This window comes from Mycolicibacterium phocaicum (assembly GCF_010731115.1).
GTDB classification, from domain to species: Bacteria; Actinomycetota; Actinomycetes; order Mycobacteriales; family Mycobacteriaceae; genus Mycobacterium; species Mycobacterium phocaicum.
The window spans coordinates 4,695,632-4,717,666 of the sequence record NZ_AP022616.1 but is presented as its reverse complement, the minus strand read 5'-3'; the positions used below and the strand labels follow the sequence as shown (position 1 = coordinate 4,717,666).

The following is a 22,035-nucleotide window of genomic DNA, read 5'->3' as shown; positions in this document are numbered from 1 at the left end:
GTCATGCGTATCGCCACCTGGAACGTCAACTCCATCCGCACCCGGGTCGACCGGGTCACGGACTGGCTGTCCCGCGCGGACGTGGACGTGCTCGCGATGCAGGAGACCAAGTGCAAGGACGAGCAGTTCCCGACGATGCCGTTCGCGGCGCTCGGTTATGAAGTCGCGCACGTCGGCCACAGCCAGTGGAACGGCGTGGCCATCGCGTCCCGGGTCGGAATCGAGGACGTGCAGATCGGTTTCGACGGCCAACCGCAGTGGCAGGACGCCGACGAGGCGCGTGCCATCGGTGCCACCTGCGGCGGGGTCCGGTTGTGGAGCCTGTATGTGCCCAACGGCCGGACGCTGGTTGATCCCCACTTGCCCTACAAGCTGAAATGGCTTGCCGCGCTGCGGGACACCGCGACCGGCTGGCTGGCCGACGACCCGTCGCTGCCGTTGGCTCTCATGGGCGACTGGAACATCGCGCCGACCGATGAGGACGTCTGGGACATGGCGGTGTTCGCGAACTCGACGCACGTCTCCGAGCCGGAGCGCGCGGCGTTCCGCGCCATCAACGACGCCGGCTTCGCGGACGTGGTCCGCCCGTTCACCCCGGGTCCGGGCGTCTACACCTACTGGGATTACACCCAGCTGCGGTTCCCCAAGAAGCAGGGCATGCGCATCGACTTCGTGCTGGGCTCGCCGGAATTCGCGGCACGCGTCACGCACGGCGAGATCGTCCGCGAGGAGCGAAAAGGCAAGCAGCCCAGCGATCACGCGCCGGTGCTGGTGGAGTTGGCGCCGTGAGCGCGGTCAGTCACGCCGCCGAGCCGGCCAGCCTGCGCGCGCGCATCATTCACTTCTTCGCGTCATTGCTGTTGGCCCGCATTCTGATTCGCGCGCTGACCACGGCGGAGTACGAGGCGACGTCACAGCGGATCGTGCGGGTGGGACGCAATGTCAACAAGTTGGCCAGCCTGCAGCGTCGTCGGCCACCGCGCGGCTTCCGACTGGTCGCCGAAAACTGGAACGGCCTGCCGGTCGAATGGGTGTCGCCGTCAGACCTCGACGCGCCCATCACCGACGGGGTCATCCTGTATTTCCACGGCGGCGGGTTCGTCCTCGGCGATCTGAACACCCACCTGCGCGCCGTCGCGGCGCTCTCGCGCGTCACGCGATTGCCGTTGGTACACATCGAATATCGGCAGTACCCCGAGGTCGACCTGGAGACGACCATCCAGGACTGCCTGAGCGCTTACCGCCACCTGCTGAGTCTGGGCGTCGATCCGGCCAAGGTCATCCTCGCCGGTGACTCGGCCGGCGGATTCCTGGCGTTCGCGACCGCGCAGCAGGCGCCGAAGCACGGGCTCCCGAGTCCCGCAGGGGTGGTCGGCATTTCACCTCTGCTGGAATTGGACAACGCCGCACGCACTGCGCATTCGACCGCGGCGACGGACGTCTTCGGGATCGCCGCCGGCTTCCCGGTCATAACCGAACGCATCTGTCCCGCCGGCAATCTCGACGAATTGGAGCCGGTTTCCGGTCCGATGGATTCGATGCCGCCGTCGCTGATCGTCGCCTCCGAGACGGAGTCACTGTTGTGCGACGCCGAGCGGATGCAGGACAAACTGCACGAGGCCGGACGCAAGTGCGAGGTCGCGGCCTGGCCCAGTCAGGTCCACGCGTTCCCGGCCATATTCCCCGGACTGCCCGAGAGCCGCCGGGCCTACGCGCGCATGGCCGGTTTCATCGCCGACTGCCTGGCGGGCACGGCCCCGGCAAAGTCCGCCTAATTCAGGTGCTGCTCCACCGACTCGACAAGCGCCGCCTCGACACGGCGTAGCGGCACGTCCGACTTGGTTGCCTGCGCCATGACGATGGCACCCTCCACCGCGGCGACCGTCAGCGTCGCCTGGCGAGCGGCGTCATCGGCTGACAACCCCGCGGTTTCGAGCCCGGCGGCGATTCGACGCTCCCAGTCCAGGAAGACCTCACCGGCGGCGTCGGCGGCCGCCGGCGCCTCGCTGCGGCCGAGTGCCGCAGCCACGATCGGGCAGCCCACCTCGAAGTCACCGCTGGCCAGGTTCGCAATCCACATCTCGATGAAGGCCCGGACCGCCCCGACCGGGCCTCGTTCCCCGATCAGTTGGTCGATGCCCTCGGCCAGCGTGTTGCCGGCCGTCACGGTCGCATCGGCGACGAGTTCCGCCTTGCCGCCCGGGAAATTCAGGTAGAGCGAACGGCGCGCGGCACCACTGCGTTCGAGTAACTGGCTGAGCCCCGTCGCTGCGACGCCCTGGCGCCGAATCAGATCGATGGCTGTGACGACGAGCCGATCCCGGGCACTCATGTGATGTAACTCCCTGTCCTACGCCATTGTTTGCATACCAATCGGTCTACTAGCGTCTGCCCTCAATAGTAGACCGAACGGTGTAGTTCCGGTCTCGAATCGAGGGGGTCCGGGTGGGACACAACAGCAGGTTTTTCGCCGCTACCAGCCGTTTCTGCGCCAAATGGGCATGGTTGGTCATCGGCTTCTGGGTTGCGATGGCCGGCATCCTCAACGCAGCCATCCCGCAGCTCGAGCAGACGGTCGCCGCCCACTCCGCGCCGTTCATGCCCGCCAACATCAAGGCCGCGCAGACCCTTCGGGAGATGTCCGACGCCTTCGGCGTCCCCCGGTCGTCCGCCGTCGGCAGCGTGGTGCTGGTCGACGAGAACGGCATCAGCGCGGCCGACGAGGCCCTGTACCGGAACATCGTCACCACGTTGCAGCGCGACAAGACCAACGTCGCCTACGTCCTTGACACCTATGACAATCCGCAGTTGCGTGACATCGCCCTCAGCCCGGACCGCAAGGCGATCAACCTCGTCCTCGCCGGCACCGGCGACGTGGGATCCACTCGGGCGCACCAGAACACCATCGCGATCCGCGATCAGCTCCAGGCGCTGCCCAAACCTCCCGGCGTCGGCGTCTACCTCACCGGACCGTCGCCGACGTTGGCAGATCTGTTCAGCGCCATGGACTTTTCCCTGCTGATCATCACCGTGGTGTCGGTCCTGCTGATCACGCTCGTGTTGCTGGTCGTTTACCGGTCCCTGGCGACCGCGATGATTCCCCTGCTGACCATCGGCGTCGCTCTCGGTGTGGCGCGACCGATCGTGTCGTGGCTCGGCATGACGGGAGTCCTCACCGTCTCGAACTTCACCATCGCGCTGATGACCGCGATGCTGCTCGGCGCCGCCACCGACTACGCCATCTTCATCCTGGCCGGCTATCACGAAGCCCGGCGTAGCCAGGTGCCCGTCATCGACGCGATAGCGCAAGCCGGACAGCGGGTTTCGGGCATCCTGATCGCCTCGATGCTGACCATCGCGGCGGCCGCCACCGCCATGGGATTCACCGAGCTGGGCATGTTCAAGGCGGCCGGCCCGCCGATCGCCATCGCCATCGTCGTCGGCCTGGCAGTCTCGATGTCCCTGCCCTACGCGCTGCTGTCGATCCTCGGACGCCGCGGCCTGGCCGAACCCCGGCCCCTCAACGACCGCCGATGGCGCCGGATCGGGTCGACCATGATTCGCCGGTCGGGCGTGCTGGTGACCGCATCACTGGTGCTGTTGCTCAGTGCCGCATCGGTTCTCACCACCTTCCGGGTGAACTTCGACGAGAACGCCATGCAGCTCGACGACACCGAGAGCGCCATCGGTTACGAGAAGACCTATGCGCACTGGGGCGTCAACGAGGCGGCACCGGAATACCTGATCGTCTCGGCCGACCATGACATGCGGAACACCGACGACCTGGCCGCGCTCGACCGCGTCGCGGGTCGGCTCTCGGGGATGCCCGAGATCGCCTATGTCCGCTCGATGACCCGGCCGGCCGGAAAGCAGTTGCCGCAGACCACCATCGGCTATCAGGCCGGCATCGTGGCCGACCGGCTCGGCGATGCCAAGAACCAGGTCAACAAGGCGGTGCCCGACATTCACCGGCTGGACTCTGGCGCGGCCCAGCTGCGCGACGGCGCCGCCTCCGCGGTGACCCAGATTCCCCAATTGGTTTCGGGTATCCGGCAGGTGACCGGGCTGGCACATCAGGTGCTCGACGGGTACCAGGCTGCCGGCGCCGGATTGTCGACGCTCACCGACGGCACGGTGGACGTCCGTTCGGCACTGGCCGATCTCAGCTCCTCCACCGGATTGCTCGACGCGGCACTACAGGCCATCGACGGCAACGCACAGGTCGCCGATGCCGGCCGGATGGTGAGTTCGGCGCTCGGCTCTGCACTGGATCCGCAGCCCGGCCCCGACTGCCTGATGAACCCGGTCTGCAGCCGGGCCCGCGCGGACATCGCCGACCTCGACGCCATCTCCAACGGCGCGGTCAGCCGCGCGCTGCTGCAGGCCCAGCGACTCTCCGCCGTCCCGCAGGTGACCGTCGAGAAGGTGCGGGCCGCCGAGCCCGCAATCCGAAATGCGTTGGCCACCTTGCAGAAAATGGTGTCGAACCTGCCCGGCGGTTCGCCGGCCCAGGCCCGCACCCAGCTGACCGAACTCGTGCGCGGCGCGGACCAGCTCAGCGTCGGGATGACCCGACTCGCCGTCGGGCTCGACCAGGTCAAGGGCGGCGTGGACCAGGTCGTCAACATGTCAGGACGCCTCACCGACGGTCTCGGCCAGGCGACGGACTACCTGACGACCCTGAGCACGCACACCGGCGACGGCCCGGCATCGGGCTTCTACCTTCCGCCGCAAGGCTTTTCCGACCCGGCGTTCCGGGCCGCACAGGACCTGCTGTTCTCCCCAGACGGCAAGACGGCGCGCATGCTCGTCATCTGGAAGATCAACCCGTACAGCGCCCAGGCCCTTGATGCCTCCCGCGCGCTGGCGCCGGCGGCGACCGAGGCCGCAACCGGAACCTCTTTGCAGACAGCACGTTTCGCGAGCACCGGCTTGGCCTCACTGTCGGCAGACATGCGCGACCAGGTGTGGCACGACTTCGCCCTGTACGGCATCGTCGCGATCCTGGGTGTGCTGCTGGTGTTGATCGCGCTGCTGCGCAGCATCGTCGCGCCGGTGTTCATGGTCGCGGTCGTCACGCTGTCGTTCGCCGCAGCAGCCGGAGTCAGCGTCCTGGTCTGGCAGCACCTCATCGGGGTCGACGTGGACTGGTCAGTGTTCCCGGTGTCCTTCATGGCACTCATCGCGGTCGGAGCGGACTACAGCATGCTGTTCGCCGCCCGCATCCGCGACGAGTCGGCTGACGGCATGATCCGCGGCATCATGCGCAGCTTCGGCAGCACCGGCAGCGTCATCACCACCGCCGGAATCGTCTTCGCGCTCACCATGTTCGCGCTGATGACCGGGCGCGTGATCAACCTGCTGCAGATCGGCTTCACCATCGGCGTCGGCCTGCTCATCGACATCACGCTGGTCCGCACCGTGCTGGTTCCTGCCGCCATGGCCATGATCGGCAACCGCATCTGGTGGCCGAGTAAGCCGACCGCGCATTCGTAGCGGTGATCCTCGACGGTTAGGTGGGCTCGGTGGTTCGTGCCCACCCGGCCCCGACTCGGGCCCCGCCCGCGCCGTCTGATCCTCAACGGTTAGGTCGCCTAAGCGGTGTGAGGCGCCAGCCGCCCGGCTCGCCGCCTTCTGCGCGCCATCGTCTCGCCCGCATCACTCGGCGCGTTGGATGGCTAGCTGAGCTAACCGTCGACGATCCTCGTCGGGGTGCCCGAGAGTCTTCAATCCTTCAGCGGCCCTTGTATTTAGAGGCCCTAACCGTCAACGATGGGTCGCGCCGACGACTCCCGATTCGTGTCGGTGGGCGGGTCTACATTCGAACGCATGAGCGAATCAAATGGTGATCCCCACGCCGCGGCCGCGGCGGTCGACGCGATCACCCTGGCCACCCGCGAGGAGAACGCCGCCGGCGCCCGCCGACTCTCGGCGATCGGCGACCTGTGGGCGCTGCGGGCCCCCGACGACGACATCGAAAAACGATATTGGGCGATCGACGGCTATGCCGGCCTGGTGGTCGAGGTGGCCGCCGCACTCGGGGTGTCCCGCAAGCGGGCCCAAGCGCAGGTGGACCGGGCGGTGATGCTGCGCACCCGGCTACCCAAAGTCGCCGCCGTGTACGCGAAAGGGCTGATCGATGCGGTGCTGGTCGCGATGATCGTCGCCCGCACCGACCTGATCATCGACGACAACATCGCCGGGCAGGTCGACGCCGACCTCGCCGCCAAAATCGTGGCCTGGGGCCGGTTGTCGAAACCGAAAATGGAACAACGCATCGACGCCATCATCGCCGCGTCCGACCAAGCCGGCGTGCACCCGCCCAAACCCCCCTCACAAGCCCGCTACCTCGACATCCGCACCTGCGGCCCCGGCGCGGCGAGCATCTGCGGAACGGTCGACGCCGCAACCGCCGCGGTACTCGACGCCGCAATCGACAACCTCGCCAAGAGTGTGTGCCGCAACGATCCGCGCAGCCATGATCAACGCCGCGCCGCGGCCATCGACGCCCTCGCCCGCGGCGGCCGGTTGCGGTGCGAGTGCGGACAGGACGACTGCCCCGCCGCCGCCGCGGCCGCGGCCGAGCCGCTGGGCCCGACCGTCGGCCCCCGCCCGGTCATCCACGTCATCGCCACACCAGAGGCGCTCGACGGGCAGGCCCCGGGATTTCTGCCCGGCTACGGGCAGATCCCGGCCGAACAGGTCGCCCGCCTCGCCGAGGGGGCGATCATCCGCCAAGTGGACCTGCCACCGGATGCGGCCGAACCCCGCTACCGGCCCTCGGCCAAACTGGCCGAGTTCGTCCGCTGCCGGGACCTGACCTGCCGCTTCCCGGGCTGTGACCGGCCCGCGCAGGCCTGCGACCTCGACCACACCGTCCCCTACCCGGCCGGCCCGACGCACCCGTCGGACCTCAAATGCCTGTGCCGGTTCCACCACCTACTGAAAACATTCCACGGCTGGACCGACCACCAATACCCCGACGGCACCGTCGTGTGGGTCGCCCCCACCGGACACACCTACATCACCAAACCCGAAGGCGCCCAATGGTACCCACAACTGGCAACCCCCACCGGAACACCCACCATCACCGAACAACCGCCACGCACACCCGCCCGCGGCCACTGCATGCCCAAACGCAAACACGCCCGCGCCCAAGAACGCCAACAACTCATCAACCAAGTGCGCACAGCCAACGAAGAACGCATCGCCGAAATGTCCATGGCCACAGAGGAATTCGATGAGCCCGCACCCTTCTGAGGACGTAGCTACGGGCACCCCAGGAACTGGCAGGTCGCGTTGGTGTTCTCGCCCGCGACAGTGCGGTAGTGCGGGTGCCCGCCGTACCAGCCGTCTTCCGCGGTCATACCGACGACCTGGGGCGGATTCCCGCGGTGGACCAGGTTGTACCGATGGCAGGTCGTCCAGTCCCAGTCAACCTCGGTGAAGCCTCCTGGGACCGGCTGGCCCGGACACCAGGTACCCGAGGAGGGTTCGGCCTGGGCGGTGCCGGCGCTCAATCCGAAGGCTGCCAAGCTCATCCCGCCGGACAACAGTGCCGCCGCGGCCAGTCGTGCGATTCGTCGTGTCATTGGACTCAACCCTCTCTGTTGTTGGTCGACAGCATGCAGCCCGACGCTTGGCAGATTCTTGGCTTGCATCCACGGGGGCAGCCGAACACGACCCGGCACCAGTCCGGTCCCCGGGTCGGTTCGGCGCCCGCGGCTAAACCAGTTCCGGCACCCGCAGGTGAGCAAAGGCCACATCGAATTCGGCCTCGTCCAGCTCGGCCGCACCGGTTTCCTTCATGCGCATCTGCTTCATGGTGCGCGCCCCATCCCGGTTGCGCTCCATGGCTTCCCGGCTGTCGAACGTCGTGCAGGCCACGCCGCGGCCGGTGTTCCGATCAACCAGCAGGCTGGTGCTGCAGAAGCCCTCGAGGGCCTCGCTGTCGGGGACGATGTTCATCTTGAAGTGTTCGATAGCGGCGTCGGCATGAGCCGGATCGACATGCCCCCACGTGACGCGCGCACAGGCACCCTCGGGCATCTGTCGAACGCGGTGCAACAACGCGATATCCCACTCGTCGACGGTGGCGGCGCCGCCGAACATCTCGACTGCCTTTTCGCGGATCGGCCGAACTTGTTCGGCGAGAGCATTCATCGCATCCTCGGACTCCCAGGCGGTCACCGCGATGCACCGTCCGGACTGCCGGTCGGTGAGCAGCGACATACCGACGAACCCTTGGAGGCCTTGGAGTTTGGGCATCACTTCATCACGGAGATGAGCGACTCCCGCATCGATGTCCGAGGGTTGTGCGTGAATAGTGGTAGAGCGTGCGTACACGACCCACCCCCTCTATATCGGGGCAGCGCCCCAGCGGCGCCGCCGGTCCACCGATATACGTTCCTCCGATGTCCGGCGGGTGGCAATAGCCGATCGACACGGGTCTCGATATTGACGAGTGAGGACGAATTCCGTTCTGCGAGAACAGGAATTGACGACTAGCTTCGTTTTCCGCCCGGAAGGCGGTCAACGAGCCAGCCGAGCCGGGCCACCGTGGTGTCGAGCGGCTCCACGACTTCGGCGAGCCGCTTCAGGCTCGGCAGGGTCGCGGCAATGGAGTTGGCGCCGTAGGCGATCTTCTCGGCCGACGTGTCGATGCCGGCCGCGGCCTCGGTCAAGGTGGTGATCTGGCTGGCGATCAGTTCCGCATGCCGGTCGATGCCCGCTGCGCTCTCGCTCAGGGCGGCGATGTTGTCGGCGATGAACTGCGCCGATTTCCGGAGCTCGGCGACATCGTCCATCAATGCGAACACGGCTTGGACGAGGGTCCTCGGCCCGCGCTTCCGTTTGCCGGAGGAAGCCTCAGCTCCGTCTGCCTGCGCCATGACTCACGCCTTCCGTTCGACAGGAGCCCCCTTGTCCTTGGCCTCCTGCTGGTACTGCCGCAGCTCGGCTCGCACCGCTTCATCTAACGCGCGGTCAAGGCTAGCGTGGGCAGAACGGCGGGATACACGGCGCATGGCATCGATCAGATCGGCGGCCCAGGCAAGTTCGACGTCGTTGCTGGGATACCAGCCGGTCCCCCGCTGCCGGACCACCTCGGTGTGCCCGGCCCGGGTCATGGCCCGGGCCGCTTCGTCGAGCTTCTTGTCGACCGCGGTGGTGGTCTTGAGGATCGCCGCCAACGGCATCCCGCGGGAGATGAGCCTGGCGAAGTCGTCGATAACCCGCCGGTCAGGTACCAGGTAGGCATCCTTGTCGTCCGTCGGCTCGATGATCCGGCCGGCGACGAGCCGGCGCAGCGTCGCGCCGTCGAGGCGGCCCAGCTGCATCTCCAGCTCCTGGCGCGTCATGGTCTGCGCCTCGGGGTTCGACCACGGCGAGATCACCAGCTCCTCGAGCTCCGCCAGGTCCAGCACCTCGACGAGCCCCTCACCGCGCTGCAGGCCGGTGAGAAACTTCAAGATGTGCTTGACGGTGAAGCCCTCGCTGAGCAGCCGGACGATCGCCTGTAACTGGCGCAGGTGCCGATCGGTGTAGATCGCGACCCGGCCCCGGCGCTGAGGCCGGGGCAGCAGGCCGTTCTCCTGGTAGACGCGGACGTTCCGGGTTGTCGTCCCCGCTTCGCGCGCGAGGTCGTCGATCCGGTACTCAGCCACCAGCGGATTCTATGCGGTCAGGACCGACGCACCGCTGGTCTGCTCCGCGGTGATCTTGAAGTCGTGCAGATTGACCGCCTTCAACTGGTTGACGTACTGGGTGGCGAACCCGGGGAACATCGTCGCGTTGAAGCCGTCCTCGGTGAGGTACCAGCTCTGGCAGCCCGAGTTCCACGTGGTGGACTGCAGCCGCTGCTGGATGTCCTCGTTGTAGCGGGCCTGCACCTCGGGCCGCACGTCGAGCGACTTCCACCCGAACTGCAGCAGCTTGGAGATCGCCTCGACGATGTAGTCGATCTGCGCCTCCATGTACACCAGCGCGGAGCTGTGGCCGGGGCCGGAGTTGGGCCCGAAGGTGAAATACAGATTGGGGTAACCGGATACCGCGACGCTGCGGTAGGCGTACGCGCCCCGGCTCCATTCCGCGGCGAGCTCGCGGCCATCGATACCGACGACAGGGAACGGGGTACCGGCCTTGGACACCTCGAAACCGGTGGCGAACACGATGGCGTCGAACTGGTGCTCGATGCCTTCGACCGTCCGGATTCCCTTGGGCGACAACCGGGCGATGGGCCACGTGACAAGCTTGCAGTTGTCGGCCTGCAGCGCCGGGTAGTAGTCGGCGGTCATCAGCAGTCGCTTGCAACCGGCCGAGAAGTCCGGGGTGAGCTGACGGCGCAGCCACGGATCCTTCACCTGCAGGCGCAGATTCGCGAGGCTCAGTGCTTCGACGACCCGGGTGAACGGGCTGTCCCACACCACGCCGAGCGCCACCGACTCATGGCCCCAGAACCACGCCGAGCGGGCGAGCTTCTCGGCGAACGGCACGTCCTTGTAAATCCGCTTCAGCCACCCCGAGGTCGAACTGTTGACGCGCGGGATCACCCAGCCCGGCGTGCGCTGGAACACCTTGACCGACTTGGCGACCTTGACCAGTTCGGGGACGATCTGCACGCCACTGGCGCCGGTGCCGATGACCGCGACCTTCTTGCCGGTGAAGTCGTAGTCGTGATCCCAACGGGCACTGTGGATCTTCTGGCCCTCGTAGTCCTCGATGCCCGGAATCTTCGGGAAGCTGACATTCGCCAGCGGTCCCGAGGCGACGATGACGGTACGTGCCTGAACCGGTTCGCGACCCTCGAAGTTGACGGTCCACTCCCCCGCCACCTCGTCGTACTCCACACCGGTGACGTTGTGGCCGAAACGGATATGCGGTGCGATACCGAACGACTCGACCATGCTGTCGATGTACCCGAGGATCTCGTTGCTACCGGAGTAGGTGTGTGACCAGTCCGGGTTCGGCGCGAAGCTGTAGGAGTACAGGCGCGACGGGATGTCGCACGCCGCACCGGGATACGTGTTGTCACGCCAGGTGCCGCCGACGCGCGTACCGCGTTCGAAGATCTCGAAATCGGTGATGCCCTGGTCTTTGAGCCTGATGGCGGCGCCGATGCCGGCGAAGCCGGCGCCGATGATGGCTACAGAAAGAGTCATGATTTGTGTCTCCTAGGCGACCGGCTCGTAGGTCATCTCGTCCGACCAGCTCGGCGTGTACCGCACCAGTGGCATCGGGATGGCGCCGGTGACGACCACCAGCGAGTCGGCCAGCCAGTGGTACTTCGACGTGCGGTCGATGACCTTCTTGGCGTGCCATGAGACGAACCGGTACATCGGCACCCGGCGTGCGAAAGCGCTGCGCTCACCGACGCTTTGGAAGCGGCGCATCGCCTGGTACAGGCGCTCTTCGTTGACGCCCATGGCCACGATGTTGTCGCGCATCTTGTTCAACAGGGGGAAGTAGCTCAGCGTGCCGACGACCAGTGCCGGGTTCATCCAGCTACCGACGAAGTCGACGGCCAGCTTGCGCATGCCCGCGTGGCCGATGATGTCCATCACCTCGAAATCGACTGCCAAGTGGCGGGATTCGTCGGAGTTGATGCGCTTGAAGACCTCTTGCGCCACCGGATCCTTGACCTCATCGGTGATGAATTTGATCAGTGCGCCGTCCAGCGCCACCTCCAGCATGGGGATGACGGTGCCCAAAATCGACAGCGACATGCCGTCGGAGAACTTGTCGAGCCAGGTGATCACCAGCTGCACGTTGACGCTCGGCGGCGGCACCTCGTCGTTCTCGAGCATGCCCCAGCGCCGCATCAGCGCCAGCTCGGCGTTGGCGTGCTTCTGCTCCTCGGCGTGGAAGTGCTCGTAGATGCTCTTGAGCGTCGGGGTCGGCGCCTTCTTGGCCAGCGCGGCGAAGCCACGGGCGCCCACGTTCTCGATCCACATCAGGTCGGTCATGAACGGCTTGAGCTTGGCCCACAGTTCGGGCTCGATCAGCTCGGCACCCGGTGCGTCCCAGTCGATGTCGGCCAGGGCCCACTGCTTGTCCTTGATCCGCTGCAGCATCTCGTCGAGATCCATTGCCATGATGGGTTCCTTTCAGTCCTTGGGAAGTACGCGTCCGAATAGTCCGGCACCGCGGACGTACAGGGCGGGGAAGTGTCGCTTGAGGTGCCAGATAACGGTGGCGTCGAGTTGCGGCACCACGTAGAGCCGGCCGCCGTCGTGCGCGTCCAGGGTGCGGGCGGCGACGTTGTCGGCCGACAGACCGGTCCAGCGAGCAAGTTGTTGGCTCAGGCTCATCGAACTCGGGGTGATGCGACCGTCGGTGAAGACGTTGGTTTTCACGAAGGTCGGGCACAGTACAGTGACGGCGACATCGGTGCCGTCGAGTTCAGCGGCCAGGGTTTCCGACAGCGACATCACGCCGGCCTTGGACACGTTGTAGGCCGCCATCGACGGCGCAGCGGCGAATCCGGCCGCCGAGGCCACGTTGATGATGCCGCCCCGGCCGGCTTCGCGTAGCAGCGGTGTGAAGACCTCGCAGCCGTACACCACGCCCCACAGGTTGATGCCGAGCGCCCAGTCCCAGTCCTCGAAGCCGATGTCACCCACCGGTTTTCCGCCGATGCCGACGCCCGCATTGTTGATGACCAGTGTCGGTGCGCCACCGAAGATCTCCTGCGCCTGCTTGGCCAGCAGCTCGATGGCGGTGCGGTCGGCGACGTCGCACTGCACGGCGTGCCCCTTGCCCGTCGGCAGCTGGTCGATCAGCGCGACGGTCTCTTTGGCGCGCTCCAGGCTGATGTCCGCACAGATGATCTCGCCGCCCCGGCGCGCGAGCTCGAGCGCGAACGACCGGCCGATGCCGCTGCCGGCGCCGGTGACCACCGCCTTCGCTTTGTCCGAGCGACGTTGCCCGCGAAAGACATTCAGGATCGCGTCGATGCCGATCATCAGCACACCTCTTCGAGCTCGTTGGATCGCTTGTAGGCAGCGGCGATGAAGGCCGCGGCGCGGCGCAGTGCCGGGCCGGCTTCGGGCGCCAGATGCGGCAGGGCCTGGAACACGTGCACCATGCCGGGCCAGACCTCGAGCGTGCTGGCGCCACCGCCACGGCGGAGTTCGGCGTCGAGGTAGCGGGCGTCGGCGCGCAGCATCTCGAAACCACCGACCTGAATCAGCATGGGCGGCAACTGCTCTGCCTTCGCGAAGTCGAGCCGCAGGCGCGGATCGGCCAGGTTCTGTCCTTGCGTGTACAGCCCGACCATGCGCGCGGCCGCGGTGGCAGACATCGCCGGATCACGGTACGACGCCTTCTCCTGTTCGAGCGCGAGCCCGAGCGTCACGTCGATCAACGGCGAGAACAGCACCACGCCGGCGGGCCGAAAGTCCGGGTCGCCGGCGTGCGCCAGCAGCATGTCGCAGGTCAGGTGACCGCCGGCAGAGTCGGCGCCCATCACGATGTCCGAGGCCGCATAGCCTTCCGACAGCAGCCACCGGTACCCGGCTTCGACGTCCTCGGCCGCCGTCGGGAAGCGGTGCTCGGGTGCCAGCCGGTAGTCCACGACGAACATCGGCAGTCCGGTTGCCTCGGACAACCGGGCCACGAGCTTGCGGTGGGTGCGTGCCGAGCAGATGACGTAGGCGCTGCCGTGCACGTAGTAACCGGCGCGGCGGCCGAACTCGACGCCCGGGCCGAGAACCCACTCGCCCCGCAGGTTCGGCGTGCGGACCGGGACGATCCTGGTGCCGTCGGGCATCGAGCCGAAGGTCTCCATGATGGTGGCGATCAGCCCGCGCCCGAACCAGACACCTGGGGTGTTCATCGGGATGACGCTGGTCAGATTGCCAAGGGTCCAGCGGGTCACCGTGGCCGAGAGCGCGGCGCGCAGCGTTGCGCGCGTGGGTACTTCGGGCAGCGTTGCCCGATCAGTTTCCGTCACGGCAACTAGGTCATCATTAACTGTGCCATTTGTCAATGGCACAGTTAACGACGACAATCTGACCTGGTCCCACGACGGAAGGCATTTCATGACCGCATCGACAGCGTCCAGGTCACACGAGTTGACCGTGGTCGAGGTGATCACCGAGACCCCCGACGCCGTGTCGCTGGTCCTGACGGCCGCGCACGACGCCCGTGAGCAGTTCGCCTACCAGGCCGGCCAGTTCCTGACCCTGCGCATCCCGGCACACAGTGGCGCCGTCTCGCGGTGCTATTCGCTGTCGAGCAGTCCGGCCGCCGACGAGCACCTGAAGGTGACCGTGAAGCGCACCGCGGGAGGCCTCGCATCCAACTGGCTGTGCGACCATGCCGAGGCCGGTATGACACTGGAATCCCTCACGCCCGCAGGCGCTTTCACGGTCCGTCCGGCAGACAGCGAGCTGGTCTTCGTCGCCGCCGGCAGTGGCATCACCCCGGTCATCTCGATGATCCGCGCCGAACTGCTGCAGTCCGGCCGCCGGGTGACACTCGTCTACGCCAACCGCGACCGCGAGTCGGTCATCTTCGACGCCGAGTTGGCGGAACTGCTTGCGGCACATGCCGACCGGCTGACGGTCGCACACTGGCTCGAGTCGGAGTCCAGCCTGCCCACTCCGGCCGGCCTGCGCTCCTTGCTGCCCTCGACACCCGCAGCCGATACCGCCGCCTACCTGTGCGGCCCAGCCGCATTCATGGACGTGGCCGCGGCCGCCCTGCACGACGCCGGCGTCGCCTGTGAGCACGTGCACCGCGAGGTCTTCGTCTCACTGACCACGGATGCTTTCGCCGCGCCGGAGCCGGCGACCCGTTCGGCCGCAGCCTCCGACGCGGTGACCGCGACCGTCGAGATCGACGGCGATACCCACGAGATCAGCTGGCCCAAGAGCGAAGTGCTGCTCGACACCCTGCTGAGCCGAGGTATCGACGCACCCTACGCCTGCCGCGAAGGCAACTGCGGCGCCTGCGCGTACACGCTGCGCGAAGGCCAGGTGAGCATGCGGATCAACGACACCCTCGACGACTACGAACTCGGCATCGGCGTCCGGCTGGCGTGCCAGTCGATACCCGAATCCGACCATCTGACAGCTGTTTTCGACCGCTGACCGGCCGTCACGCCGCGTTGTCGGCGCCGGGCTCGGTGGCGTAGGTACCGGGGTTGAACATCGACGCCACCGCACCCAGCAGCATCATGACCGCCGCCGCGCCGAACACCACGACCAGGCCGGAGTGGAACGGCTCGGTGATGAGCTGCGGGAAGAAGCTCTGACCCGTCAGGGTGGCGGCATCGACGCCCGGCTGTTGCAGCGTGTGGAACGGAGCCAGCAGCTCGCCCACCGGGTTGTAGCCGAGGAAGGCCGCGAACAGGCTGCCCACCGGCGGCAGTTCGGCCACCTGCTGCGCGACGTCGGCCGAAACCCCTTGCTGCTGCAGACCACTGGACAACGCGGTCGGCAAGGTGCCGGCCAGCCCGACGACCATGAGCGAGAAGAAGATGCCGATCGACAGCGAGCTGCCGGCGTTGAAGAACGTCGACCGCACACCCGACGCAGCGCCGCGCTGCGCCGCCGGCACGCTCGACATGATCGCCGCGGTGTTCGGCGCGGTGAAGATGCCGCCGCCGACGCCGTTGAGGAACACCAGCAGGGCGAATTCCCAGTACGCGAAATTGACCGGAATCAGCAGCAGCGCAACGAAGGTCACCGCCATCAGCAGCATGCCGCCGACCGCCAGTGGCCGCGCGCCAAAGCGGTCGGACAGGCTGCCGGCGACGGGTGCCGCCACCAGGAAGCCGATGGTCGCCGGCAGCAGGTAGATGCCCGCCCACAGCGGCGTCGATTCGAAGTCGTAGCCGTGCAACGGCAGCCAGATGCCCTGCAGCCAGATGATGAGCATGAACTGGAGGCCACCGCGGCCCACCGACGACAGCAGCCCGGCCAGGTTGCCCATGCCGAAGGTCGCCGACTTGAACAGCCGCATGTCGACCATCGGCGACTCGACCTTGAGCTCGATGATGCAGAACACCACCAACAGCAGCAGACCCACACAGATGGAGCCGAGGACGGCAGGGCTGCCCCAGCCCGTCGGCGAATCACCGTACGGCTGAATGCCATACGTGATGCCGAGCAGCAGAACCGTCAGGCCGAGGCCGAATGTCACGGTGCCGGCCCAGTCCAGCTTGCCGGGCGACCGGGTACCCAGCTCACGCAGCGAGCGGTAGCTCCAGATGGCGCCGATCACGCCGATCGGGATGCCGACCCAGAACACGGCCTTCCACTCCCATTCCGAGAGGAAACCGCCGATCAGCAGACCGAGGAACGATCCGGCCACCGCGGCCACCATGTTCACGCCGAGGGCCATGCCGCGCTGGTTGGCCGGGAAGGCGTCGGTCAGGATCGCCGACGACGACGCCATCAACATCGCGCCGCCGACACCCTGGATCACCCGCCAGGCGATGAGCCAGATCGCACCGCCACCGAGATGGAACGGATCGAACGACAGCGCGACGGCCGCCAGCGTGAAGATGACGAAACCCAGGTTGTAGATGCGGACCCGGCCGTACATGTCCCCGAGCCGGCCGAACGGCACCACGAGCACGGCCGTCACCACGAGGTAGCCCATCAGCATCCACAGCAGGTAGCTGACGTTGCTCGGCGCCAGCGGGTTCAGCCCGATACCCCGGAAGATCGCCGGTAGTGAGATCAGCACGATCGAGGCGTTGATCGTGGCCAGCAGTGTGCCCAGCGTGGTGTTGGCCAGCACGACCCACTTGTAGCGGGGGTGGTCGTGGTCCATCTGGACGCGTCGGCGCGCGGTTGCCGCGAGCGCGGTGTCGCGCGGCCCGGTGAGCTCGGTGTCAGTCGTCATCAGTCGGTTTCGCTCCAATATCAGAAAAACATATGTTAGCTATACAAACGACCTCGTGACAATTCGATTCCCGGCTGAGGCACCCTTGCCTTCCCACGACGATCGACTACGGTGAACAACGTCCGCGCGGGAGCGCACACCTTGGTGCGCTGAGAGGACGGCTGAATGGCGCCGTCGACCGTATGAACCTGACCGGGTAATGCCGGCGTAGGGAGTAAGCAGATGACTGCAATTGCTGTATTCAACGACCTTTCCTGCGGCCCGATCCAGGGCAGCACCAAGGTTTACCGGGAGCTTCCCGACGGCGGAAAGGTCCCGTTCCGACGGGTCAACCTGACCACCGGCGACCACCTCGACCTGTACGACACCTCGGGTCCGTACACCGACGAGACCGCCACCATCGACCTCGAGAAGGGCCTGCCCGCCCGCCCCGGCGTCGTCAAGGACCGCGGCACCCAGCTGCAGCGCGCCCGCAACGGCGAGATCACCGCGGAGATGGCGTTCATCGCCGAGCGCGAGGGCGTGCCGGCCGAGCTGGTCCGCGACGAGGTCGCCATCGGCCGCGCCATCATTCCGGCCAACCACAACCACCCCGAGCTCGAGCCGATGATCATCGGCAAGGCCTTCGCGGTGAAGGTCAACGCCAACATCGGCAACTCGGCCGTCACGTCGTCGATCTCCGAAGAGGTCGACAAGATGGTGTGGGCCACCCGCTGGGGCGCCGACACCATCATGGATCTGTCCACCGGCAAGGACATCCACATGACGCGCGAGTGGATCCTGCGCAACTCCCCCGTCCCGGTCGGCACCGTGCCGATCTATCAGGCGCTGGAGAAGGTCAACGGCGATCCCACCAAGTTGACCTGGGAGCTGTACCGCGACACCGTCATCGAGCAGTGCGAGCAGGGCGTCGACTACATGACGGTGCACGCCGGCGTGCTGCTGCGCTACATCCCGCTGACGGTCAAGCGCGTCACCGGCATCGTGTCGCGCGGCGGCTCGATCATGGCGGCGTGGTGCCTGGCGCACCACCAGGAATCGTTCCTGTACACGCACTTCGAAGAGCTCTGCGAAATCTTGCAGCGCTACGACGTCACCTTCTCCCTCGGTGACGGTCTGCGTCCCGGCTCGATCGCCGACGCCAACGACGAGGCCCAGTTCGCCGAGCTGCGCACCCTGGGCGAGCTCACCAAGATCGCCAAATCGCATGGCGTGCAGGTGATGATCGAGGGCCCGGGCCACGTCCCGATGCACAAGATCGTCGAGAACGTCCGCCTGGAAGAGGAACTCTGCGAAGAGGCCCCGTTCTACACGCTGGGCCCGCTGGCCACCGACATCGCACCGGCGTACGACCACATCACCTCCGCCATCGGCGCGGCGATCATCGCGCAGGCCGGTACCGCGATGCTCTGCTACGTCACCCCCAAGGAACACCTGGGTCTGCCCAACCGCAAGGACGTCAAGGACGGGGTCATCGCGTACAAGATCGCCGCGCACGCCGCCGACCTGGCCAAGGGCCACCCCGGCGCGCAGGACCGCGACAACGCATTGAGCCAGGCCCGCTTCGAGTTCCGCTGGCACGACCAGTTCGCGCTGTCGCTCGACCCGGACACCGCCCGCGAGTACCACGACGAGACGCTGCCCGCCGAGCCCGCCAAGACCGCGCACTTCTGCTCGATGTGCGGCCCGAAGTTCTGCTCGATGCGCATCACGCAGGACATCCGCGACGCCTACCCGGACGGGGTCGCCCCCGATTTCGCGGACGAGATCGCGCAGGGCATGGCGGAGAAATCCCAGGAGTTCGCCGACCACGGCAACCGGGTGTATCTACCCTTGGCTCCGTGAGCTTTCTACCTTTGACCCCGCCGGGCGAAACGCCGCTGCGGGTGATGACCATCGCCGGCTCGGATTCCGGCGGCGGCGCCGGAATCCAGGCCGACCTGCGTACCTTCGCGATGCTCGGCGTGCATGGATGCGTCGCCGTCGCCGCGGTGACGGTGCAGAACTCGGTGGGGGTCAAGGGTTTTCACGAGCTGCCACTCGACATCATCAGCGGGCAGATCACCGCGGTGGCCGACGACATCGGCATCCAGGCGGCCAAGACCGGCATGCTGGCCTCGGCCGAGATCATCGGTGCGGTCGCGGACACCTGGCAGAGTCTCGACGGTGACATCCCGCTGGTCGTCGACCCGGTGTGCGCGTCGATGCACGGCGACCCGCTGCTGCACCCCAGCGCGCTGAATTCGGTTCGCACGCAGCTGTTTCCGATTGCCACGCTGGTCACCCCGAACCTCGACGAGGTCCGGTTGATCACCGGCATCGACGTGGTGGATGCGGCGACGCAACGCGATGCCGCCAAGGCGTTGTACGACCTGGGCCCGAAGTGGGCCCTGGTCAAGGGCGGCCACCTGCGGTCCAGCGATCACAGCCCGGACCTGCTGTACGACGGCAACGAGTTCTACGAATTCACCACCGAGCGCATCGACACCGGCCATGACCACGGCGCCGGTGACACCCTCGCCGCGTCCACGGCCTGCGCACTGGCGCATGGCTTTTCGGTGCCTGACGCGGTGGCGTTCGGCAAGAGCTGGGTGACCGAATGCCTGCGGGCGGCCTACCCGCTGGGCCGCGGCCACGGTCCGGTCAACGCACTCTTCCGGTTGGCGGATGAGCGCTCGCGCGAAGACGATCGGGCCTGAGCGTGAGCCTCGAGGACATCGCGGGCATCGCGCACGAACCCGACGGCACTCCGACGGGCGTCGTGCTGCTGACGCACGGCGCGGGCGGTAACCGCGACGCCCCACTCATCATCCGGCTCTGCGACGAATGGGCGCGCCACGGCTGGCTCGCGATCCGCTACAACCTGCCCTACCGGCGCCGCCGTCCGAAGGGTCCGCCGTCCAACTCGGCGGCATCGGACCAGCAGGGCATCGTCGAGGCCATCGAGCTGGCGCACACACTGACCGATGGACCGGTGATCGCCGGCGGCCACTCCTACGGTGGCCGGATGACGTCGATGGTCGCGGCGCAGGGCGCCGACCTGGCGGCGCTGACGCTGTTCTCCTATCCCCTGCACCCACCCGGCAAGCCCGAGCGGGCACGCACCGAGCACCTCGGCCAGATCAAGGTCCCGACGGTGTTCACCCACGGCACGGCCGACCCGTTCGGGAGCATCGACGAGCTGACGGCCGCAGCCCAGCTGATCCCGGCGCCCACCGAGCTCATCGAGATCACCGGGGCCCGCCATGACCTGGGCTCCAAGACCCTGGACGTCCCCGCGCTGGCGGTCGCCGCGGCTCTTGTGTTCGTGGCGCGAAGCGGTACCTGAGGTACCGTCTGGATATGACGACGCAGCAGTTCGACGCGGTCATCGTCGGCGCAGGATTCGCCGGTATCGGTGCGGCCATCCAGCTCAAACGCCTCGGGATCGAGAACTTCACGATCCTGGAGCGCGAGGACGACCTCGGCGGCACCTGGTACGTCAACCACTATCCAGGGCTCGCGGTCGACGTGCCCACCACCACGTACTCGTACTTCTTCGAGCCCAACCCGAACTGGTCGCGGCTGTTCACACCGGGCCCGGAGATCAAGCGCTACGCCGACGACGTCGCGGCCAAGTACGACGTGCGGCGGCACATCCGGTTCAACGTCGTCGTCAACGGCGCCCGCTGGGATGAGGAGGCGTCGCTGTGGCGCGTCAACATCGCCGACGGTGAGACTCTCAGCGCCCGCTACCTGATCACCGCCACCGGCTTCCTGTCGCAGCCCAACATCCCGGCGATTCCCGGCATCGAGAGCTTCGAAGGTCGCGTCATCCACACCACCGACTGGGATGACGACTACGACCCGGCGGGCAAGCGCGTTGCCGTCATCGGCACCGGCGCCACCGCGGTGCAGCTGATTCCCGAGCTGGCCAAGACCGCCGCCGACCTGACGGTATTCCAGCGCACGCCGATCTGGGTGGTACCCAAGATCGACCCGCGCTTCGGCGCCCGCGCCAAGAAGATGTTCGCCCGGTTCCCATTGACGCAGCGCGTGCTGCGCTGGCTCACCGACTCGATCTACGAGGTGATGGTGTCGGTCGGGGTCCGGCATTACGGCATGTTCCGCGGCCGCTTCAACATCTCGGCCTCCGACCTGTCGAAGATGCACCGGTTCTTCGTCATCCGCGACAAGGACCTGCGGCGCCGACTGACCCCGGACTACGACTTCGGTTGCAAGCGGCCGACTTTCAGCAACGGCTACTACCAGGCCTTCAACCGCCCCAACGTGCACCTGCAGGACGCCGGCATCGACCGGATCGAGGCCGACGGCATCCTGGGCAACGACGGTGTCAAGGTCGAGATCGACACCCTGGTGCTCGCAACCGGTTTCGACCTGTGGGAGGCCAACTTCCCGGCCATCGAGGTGATCGGCCGCGAGGGCCGCGATCTCGGAAAGTGGTGGCGCGAAACGCGTTTCCAGGCCTACCAGGGCGTGTCGATGCCGTACTTCCCGAACTACCTGAGCCTGGCGAGCCCGTACGCCTTCCTGGGGTTGAACTTCTTCAACACCATGGAGTACCAGATGCGGCTGATGGACCGGCTTTTCACCGAGGTCAAGGCGCGCGGTGCGACGACATTCGAGGTCACCGAGGAAGCCAACACGGCGTTCCTCGACCGGATGACCGAACTGCTCGGCGACTCGCTGTTCACCCTCGGCAACTGCGCCAGCGCGCACTCGTACTATTTCAATCCCGCGGGTGAGCCCACGCTGCTGCGCCCGTCATCGACCGAGACGGCGATTCGGGAAGCTTCCGAATTTCCGTTGAGCGACTACAAGATTTCGTGATCAGAGAGGACCACAGGTGACCGACGCCGCTGAGAACACCGCTGGAAAGAAGGGCCTGCTGGCCGGGATCGGCCTCGCGCTGGCCGGGCTGGCACACTTCGTCAAGCCCGACCTGTTCAGGGGCATCGTCACGATGGCGTTCCCGAGCGACATCGACAAGCACCTGCAGATCAACGGGTCCATCGAGACGGCGCTCGGCGTCGGCCTGATCGTGCCGCAGACCCGCAAGCTCGCGACCATCGGCGTGATCGGGTACGGCCTCTACCTGGCCGCCAACGTCTTCCGCAACCGCTAGACGGGGATTTGTGCACGATTTTCCGCGGTGACCGCGGAAAATCGTGCACGAATCCC

General features: G+C 66.8%; 20 protein-coding genes and 1 riboswitch. Of the genes, 10 read left to right on the top strand and 10 right to left on the bottom strand.

What is annotated here, in order from left to right:
- Nucleotides 1-3: 3 nt before the first annotated feature.
- Both G6N46_RS22575 and G6N46_RS22570 read left to right on the top strand, forming a co-directional pair.
- Nucleotides 4-789 (top strand): exodeoxyribonuclease III, encoded by a 786-nt coding sequence (locus G6N46_RS22575; protein ID WP_138250699.1) that lies wholly within the window; start codon nt 4-6, stop codon nt 787-789.
- Nucleotides 786-1,775, top strand: a complete 990-nt coding sequence (locus tag G6N46_RS22570) for an alpha/beta hydrolase (protein ID WP_138250700.1) — start codon at nt 786-788, stop codon at nt 1,773-1,775. The genes G6N46_RS22575 and G6N46_RS22570 overlap by 4 nt, the downstream gene beginning before the upstream one ends.
- Here the strand turns inward: G6N46_RS22570 and G6N46_RS22565 are convergent.
- The gene (locus G6N46_RS22565) at nt 1,772-2,332 is read right to left on the bottom strand and encodes a TetR/AcrR family transcriptional regulator (RefSeq protein ID WP_073694752.1); all 561 of its coding nucleotides are present in this window, start codon (nt 2,330-2,332) and stop codon (nt 1,772-1,774) included. The genes G6N46_RS22570 and G6N46_RS22565 overlap by 4 nt on opposite strands.
- 113 nt (nt 2,333-2,445) lie before the next feature.
- Between G6N46_RS22565 and G6N46_RS22560 the strand changes: the two genes are divergently transcribed.
- Together G6N46_RS22560 and G6N46_RS22555 are read left to right on the top strand one after the other, a co-directional pair.
- Complete coding sequence (locus G6N46_RS22560) at nt 2,446-5,496, top strand: MMPL family transporter (protein WP_138250701.1); 3,051 nt, start codon at nt 2,446-2,448, stop codon at nt 5,494-5,496.
- 333 nt (nt 5,497-5,829) lie between these two features.
- On the top strand, nt 5,830-7,260 hold the full coding sequence (locus G6N46_RS22555) for an HNH endonuclease signature motif containing protein (protein WP_163692960.1): 1,431 nt from the start codon (nt 5,830-5,832) through the stop codon (nt 7,258-7,260).
- Between the two features lie 8 nt (nt 7,261-7,268).
- On the opposite strand, the gene G6N46_RS22550 is transcribed toward G6N46_RS22555, so the two are convergent.
- The 8 genes from G6N46_RS22550 to G6N46_RS22515 form a co-directional block, all read right to left on the bottom strand.
- Entirely contained in the window at nt 7,269-7,592 is a 324-nt protein-coding gene (locus G6N46_RS22550) for a hypothetical protein (RefSeq protein WP_138250703.1), read from the bottom strand.
- 133 nt (nt 7,593-7,725) lie between these two features.
- Nucleotides 7,726-8,346, bottom strand: a complete 621-nt coding sequence (locus tag G6N46_RS22545) for a hypothetical protein (protein ID WP_167526425.1) — start codon at nt 8,344-8,346, stop codon at nt 7,726-7,728.
- Nucleotides 8,347-8,504: 158 nt separating this feature from the next.
- Nucleotides 8,505-8,891 carry a hypothetical protein gene (locus tag G6N46_RS22540; RefSeq protein ID WP_138250705.1) on the bottom strand — a complete coding sequence of 129 codons (387 nt, stop codon included), beginning with the start codon at nt 8,889-8,891 and terminating at the stop codon, nt 8,505-8,507.
- Nucleotides 8,892-8,894: 3 nt separating this feature from the next.
- Nucleotides 8,895-9,665, bottom strand: coding sequence for a MerR family transcriptional regulator (locus G6N46_RS22535; protein ID WP_138250706.1), 771 nt, complete (start codon nt 9,663-9,665; stop codon nt 8,895-8,897).
- A gap of 9 nt (nt 9,666-9,674) precedes the next feature.
- Nucleotides 9,675-11,159 (bottom strand): flavin-containing monooxygenase, encoded by a 1,485-nt coding sequence (locus G6N46_RS22530; protein WP_138250707.1) that lies wholly within the window; start codon nt 11,157-11,159, stop codon nt 9,675-9,677.
- 12 nt (nt 11,160-11,171) lie between these two features.
- Nucleotides 11,172-12,092, bottom strand: coding sequence for a ferritin-like domain-containing protein (locus G6N46_RS22525; protein WP_138250708.1), 921 nt, complete (start codon nt 12,090-12,092; stop codon nt 11,172-11,174).
- Between the two features lie 12 nt (nt 12,093-12,104).
- Complete coding sequence (locus G6N46_RS22520; protein ID WP_138250709.1) at nt 12,105-12,962, bottom strand: SDR family NAD(P)-dependent oxidoreductase; 858 nt, start codon at nt 12,960-12,962, stop codon at nt 12,105-12,107.
- Complete coding sequence (locus G6N46_RS22515; protein WP_138250710.1) at nt 12,962-13,951, bottom strand: alpha/beta hydrolase; 990 nt, start codon at nt 13,949-13,951, stop codon at nt 12,962-12,964. Before G6N46_RS22515 ends, G6N46_RS22520 begins: the two co-directional genes overlap by 1 nt.
- An 88-nt stretch (nt 13,952-14,039) precedes the next feature.
- Here G6N46_RS22515 and G6N46_RS22510 point away from each other — a divergent pair, with 88 nt between their 5' ends.
- Nucleotides 14,040-15,092: a ferredoxin--NADP reductase gene (locus G6N46_RS22510; protein ID WP_064860945.1), complete on the top strand. Its 1,053-nt coding sequence runs from the start codon at nt 14,040-14,042 to the stop codon at nt 15,090-15,092.
- 7 nt (nt 15,093-15,099) lie between these two features.
- On the opposite strand, the gene G6N46_RS22505 is transcribed toward G6N46_RS22510, so the two are convergent.
- Nucleotides 15,100-16,854, bottom strand: a complete 1,755-nt coding sequence (locus G6N46_RS22505) for an MFS transporter (RefSeq protein WP_138250711.1) — start codon at nt 16,852-16,854, stop codon at nt 15,100-15,102.
- Nucleotides 16,855-16,970: 116 nt separating this feature from the next.
- A riboswitch (TPP riboswitch) is annotated at nt 16,971-17,085 on the top strand.
- Between G6N46_RS22505 and thiC the strand changes: the two genes are divergently transcribed.
- The 5 genes from thiC to G6N46_RS22480 all read left to right on the top strand — a co-directional run bounded on the left by thiC (nt 17,077) and on the right by G6N46_RS22480 (nt 21,979).
- Nucleotides 17,077-18,699 (top strand): phosphomethylpyrimidine synthase ThiC, encoded by a 1,623-nt coding sequence (gene thiC / locus G6N46_RS22500; protein WP_138250712.1) that lies wholly within the window; start codon nt 17,077-17,079, stop codon nt 18,697-18,699. Its footprint overlaps the riboswitch before it by 9 nt.
- Nucleotides 18,696-19,553, top strand: a complete 858-nt coding sequence (gene thiD / locus G6N46_RS22495; protein WP_138250713.1) for a bifunctional hydroxymethylpyrimidine kinase/phosphomethylpyrimidine kinase — start codon at nt 18,696-18,698, stop codon at nt 19,551-19,553. Before thiC ends, thiD begins: the two co-directional genes overlap by 4 nt.
- A gap of 2 nt (nt 19,554-19,555) precedes the next feature.
- Nucleotides 19,556-20,182 (top strand): alpha/beta hydrolase family protein, encoded by a 627-nt coding sequence (locus G6N46_RS22490; protein ID WP_138250714.1) that lies wholly within the window; start codon nt 19,556-19,558, stop codon nt 20,180-20,182.
- Between the two features lie 14 nt (nt 20,183-20,196).
- The gene (locus G6N46_RS22485; RefSeq protein WP_138250715.1) at nt 20,197-21,684 is read left to right on the top strand and encodes a flavin-containing monooxygenase; all 1,488 of its coding nucleotides are present in this window, start codon (nt 20,197-20,199) and stop codon (nt 21,682-21,684) included.
- 16 nt (nt 21,685-21,700) lie between these two features.
- A complete protein-coding gene (locus G6N46_RS22480) occupies nt 21,701-21,979 on the top strand; it encodes a DoxX-related protein (protein ID WP_138250716.1) in 279 nt (92 codons plus the stop codon).
- Nucleotides 21,980-22,035 lie beyond the last annotated feature (56 nt).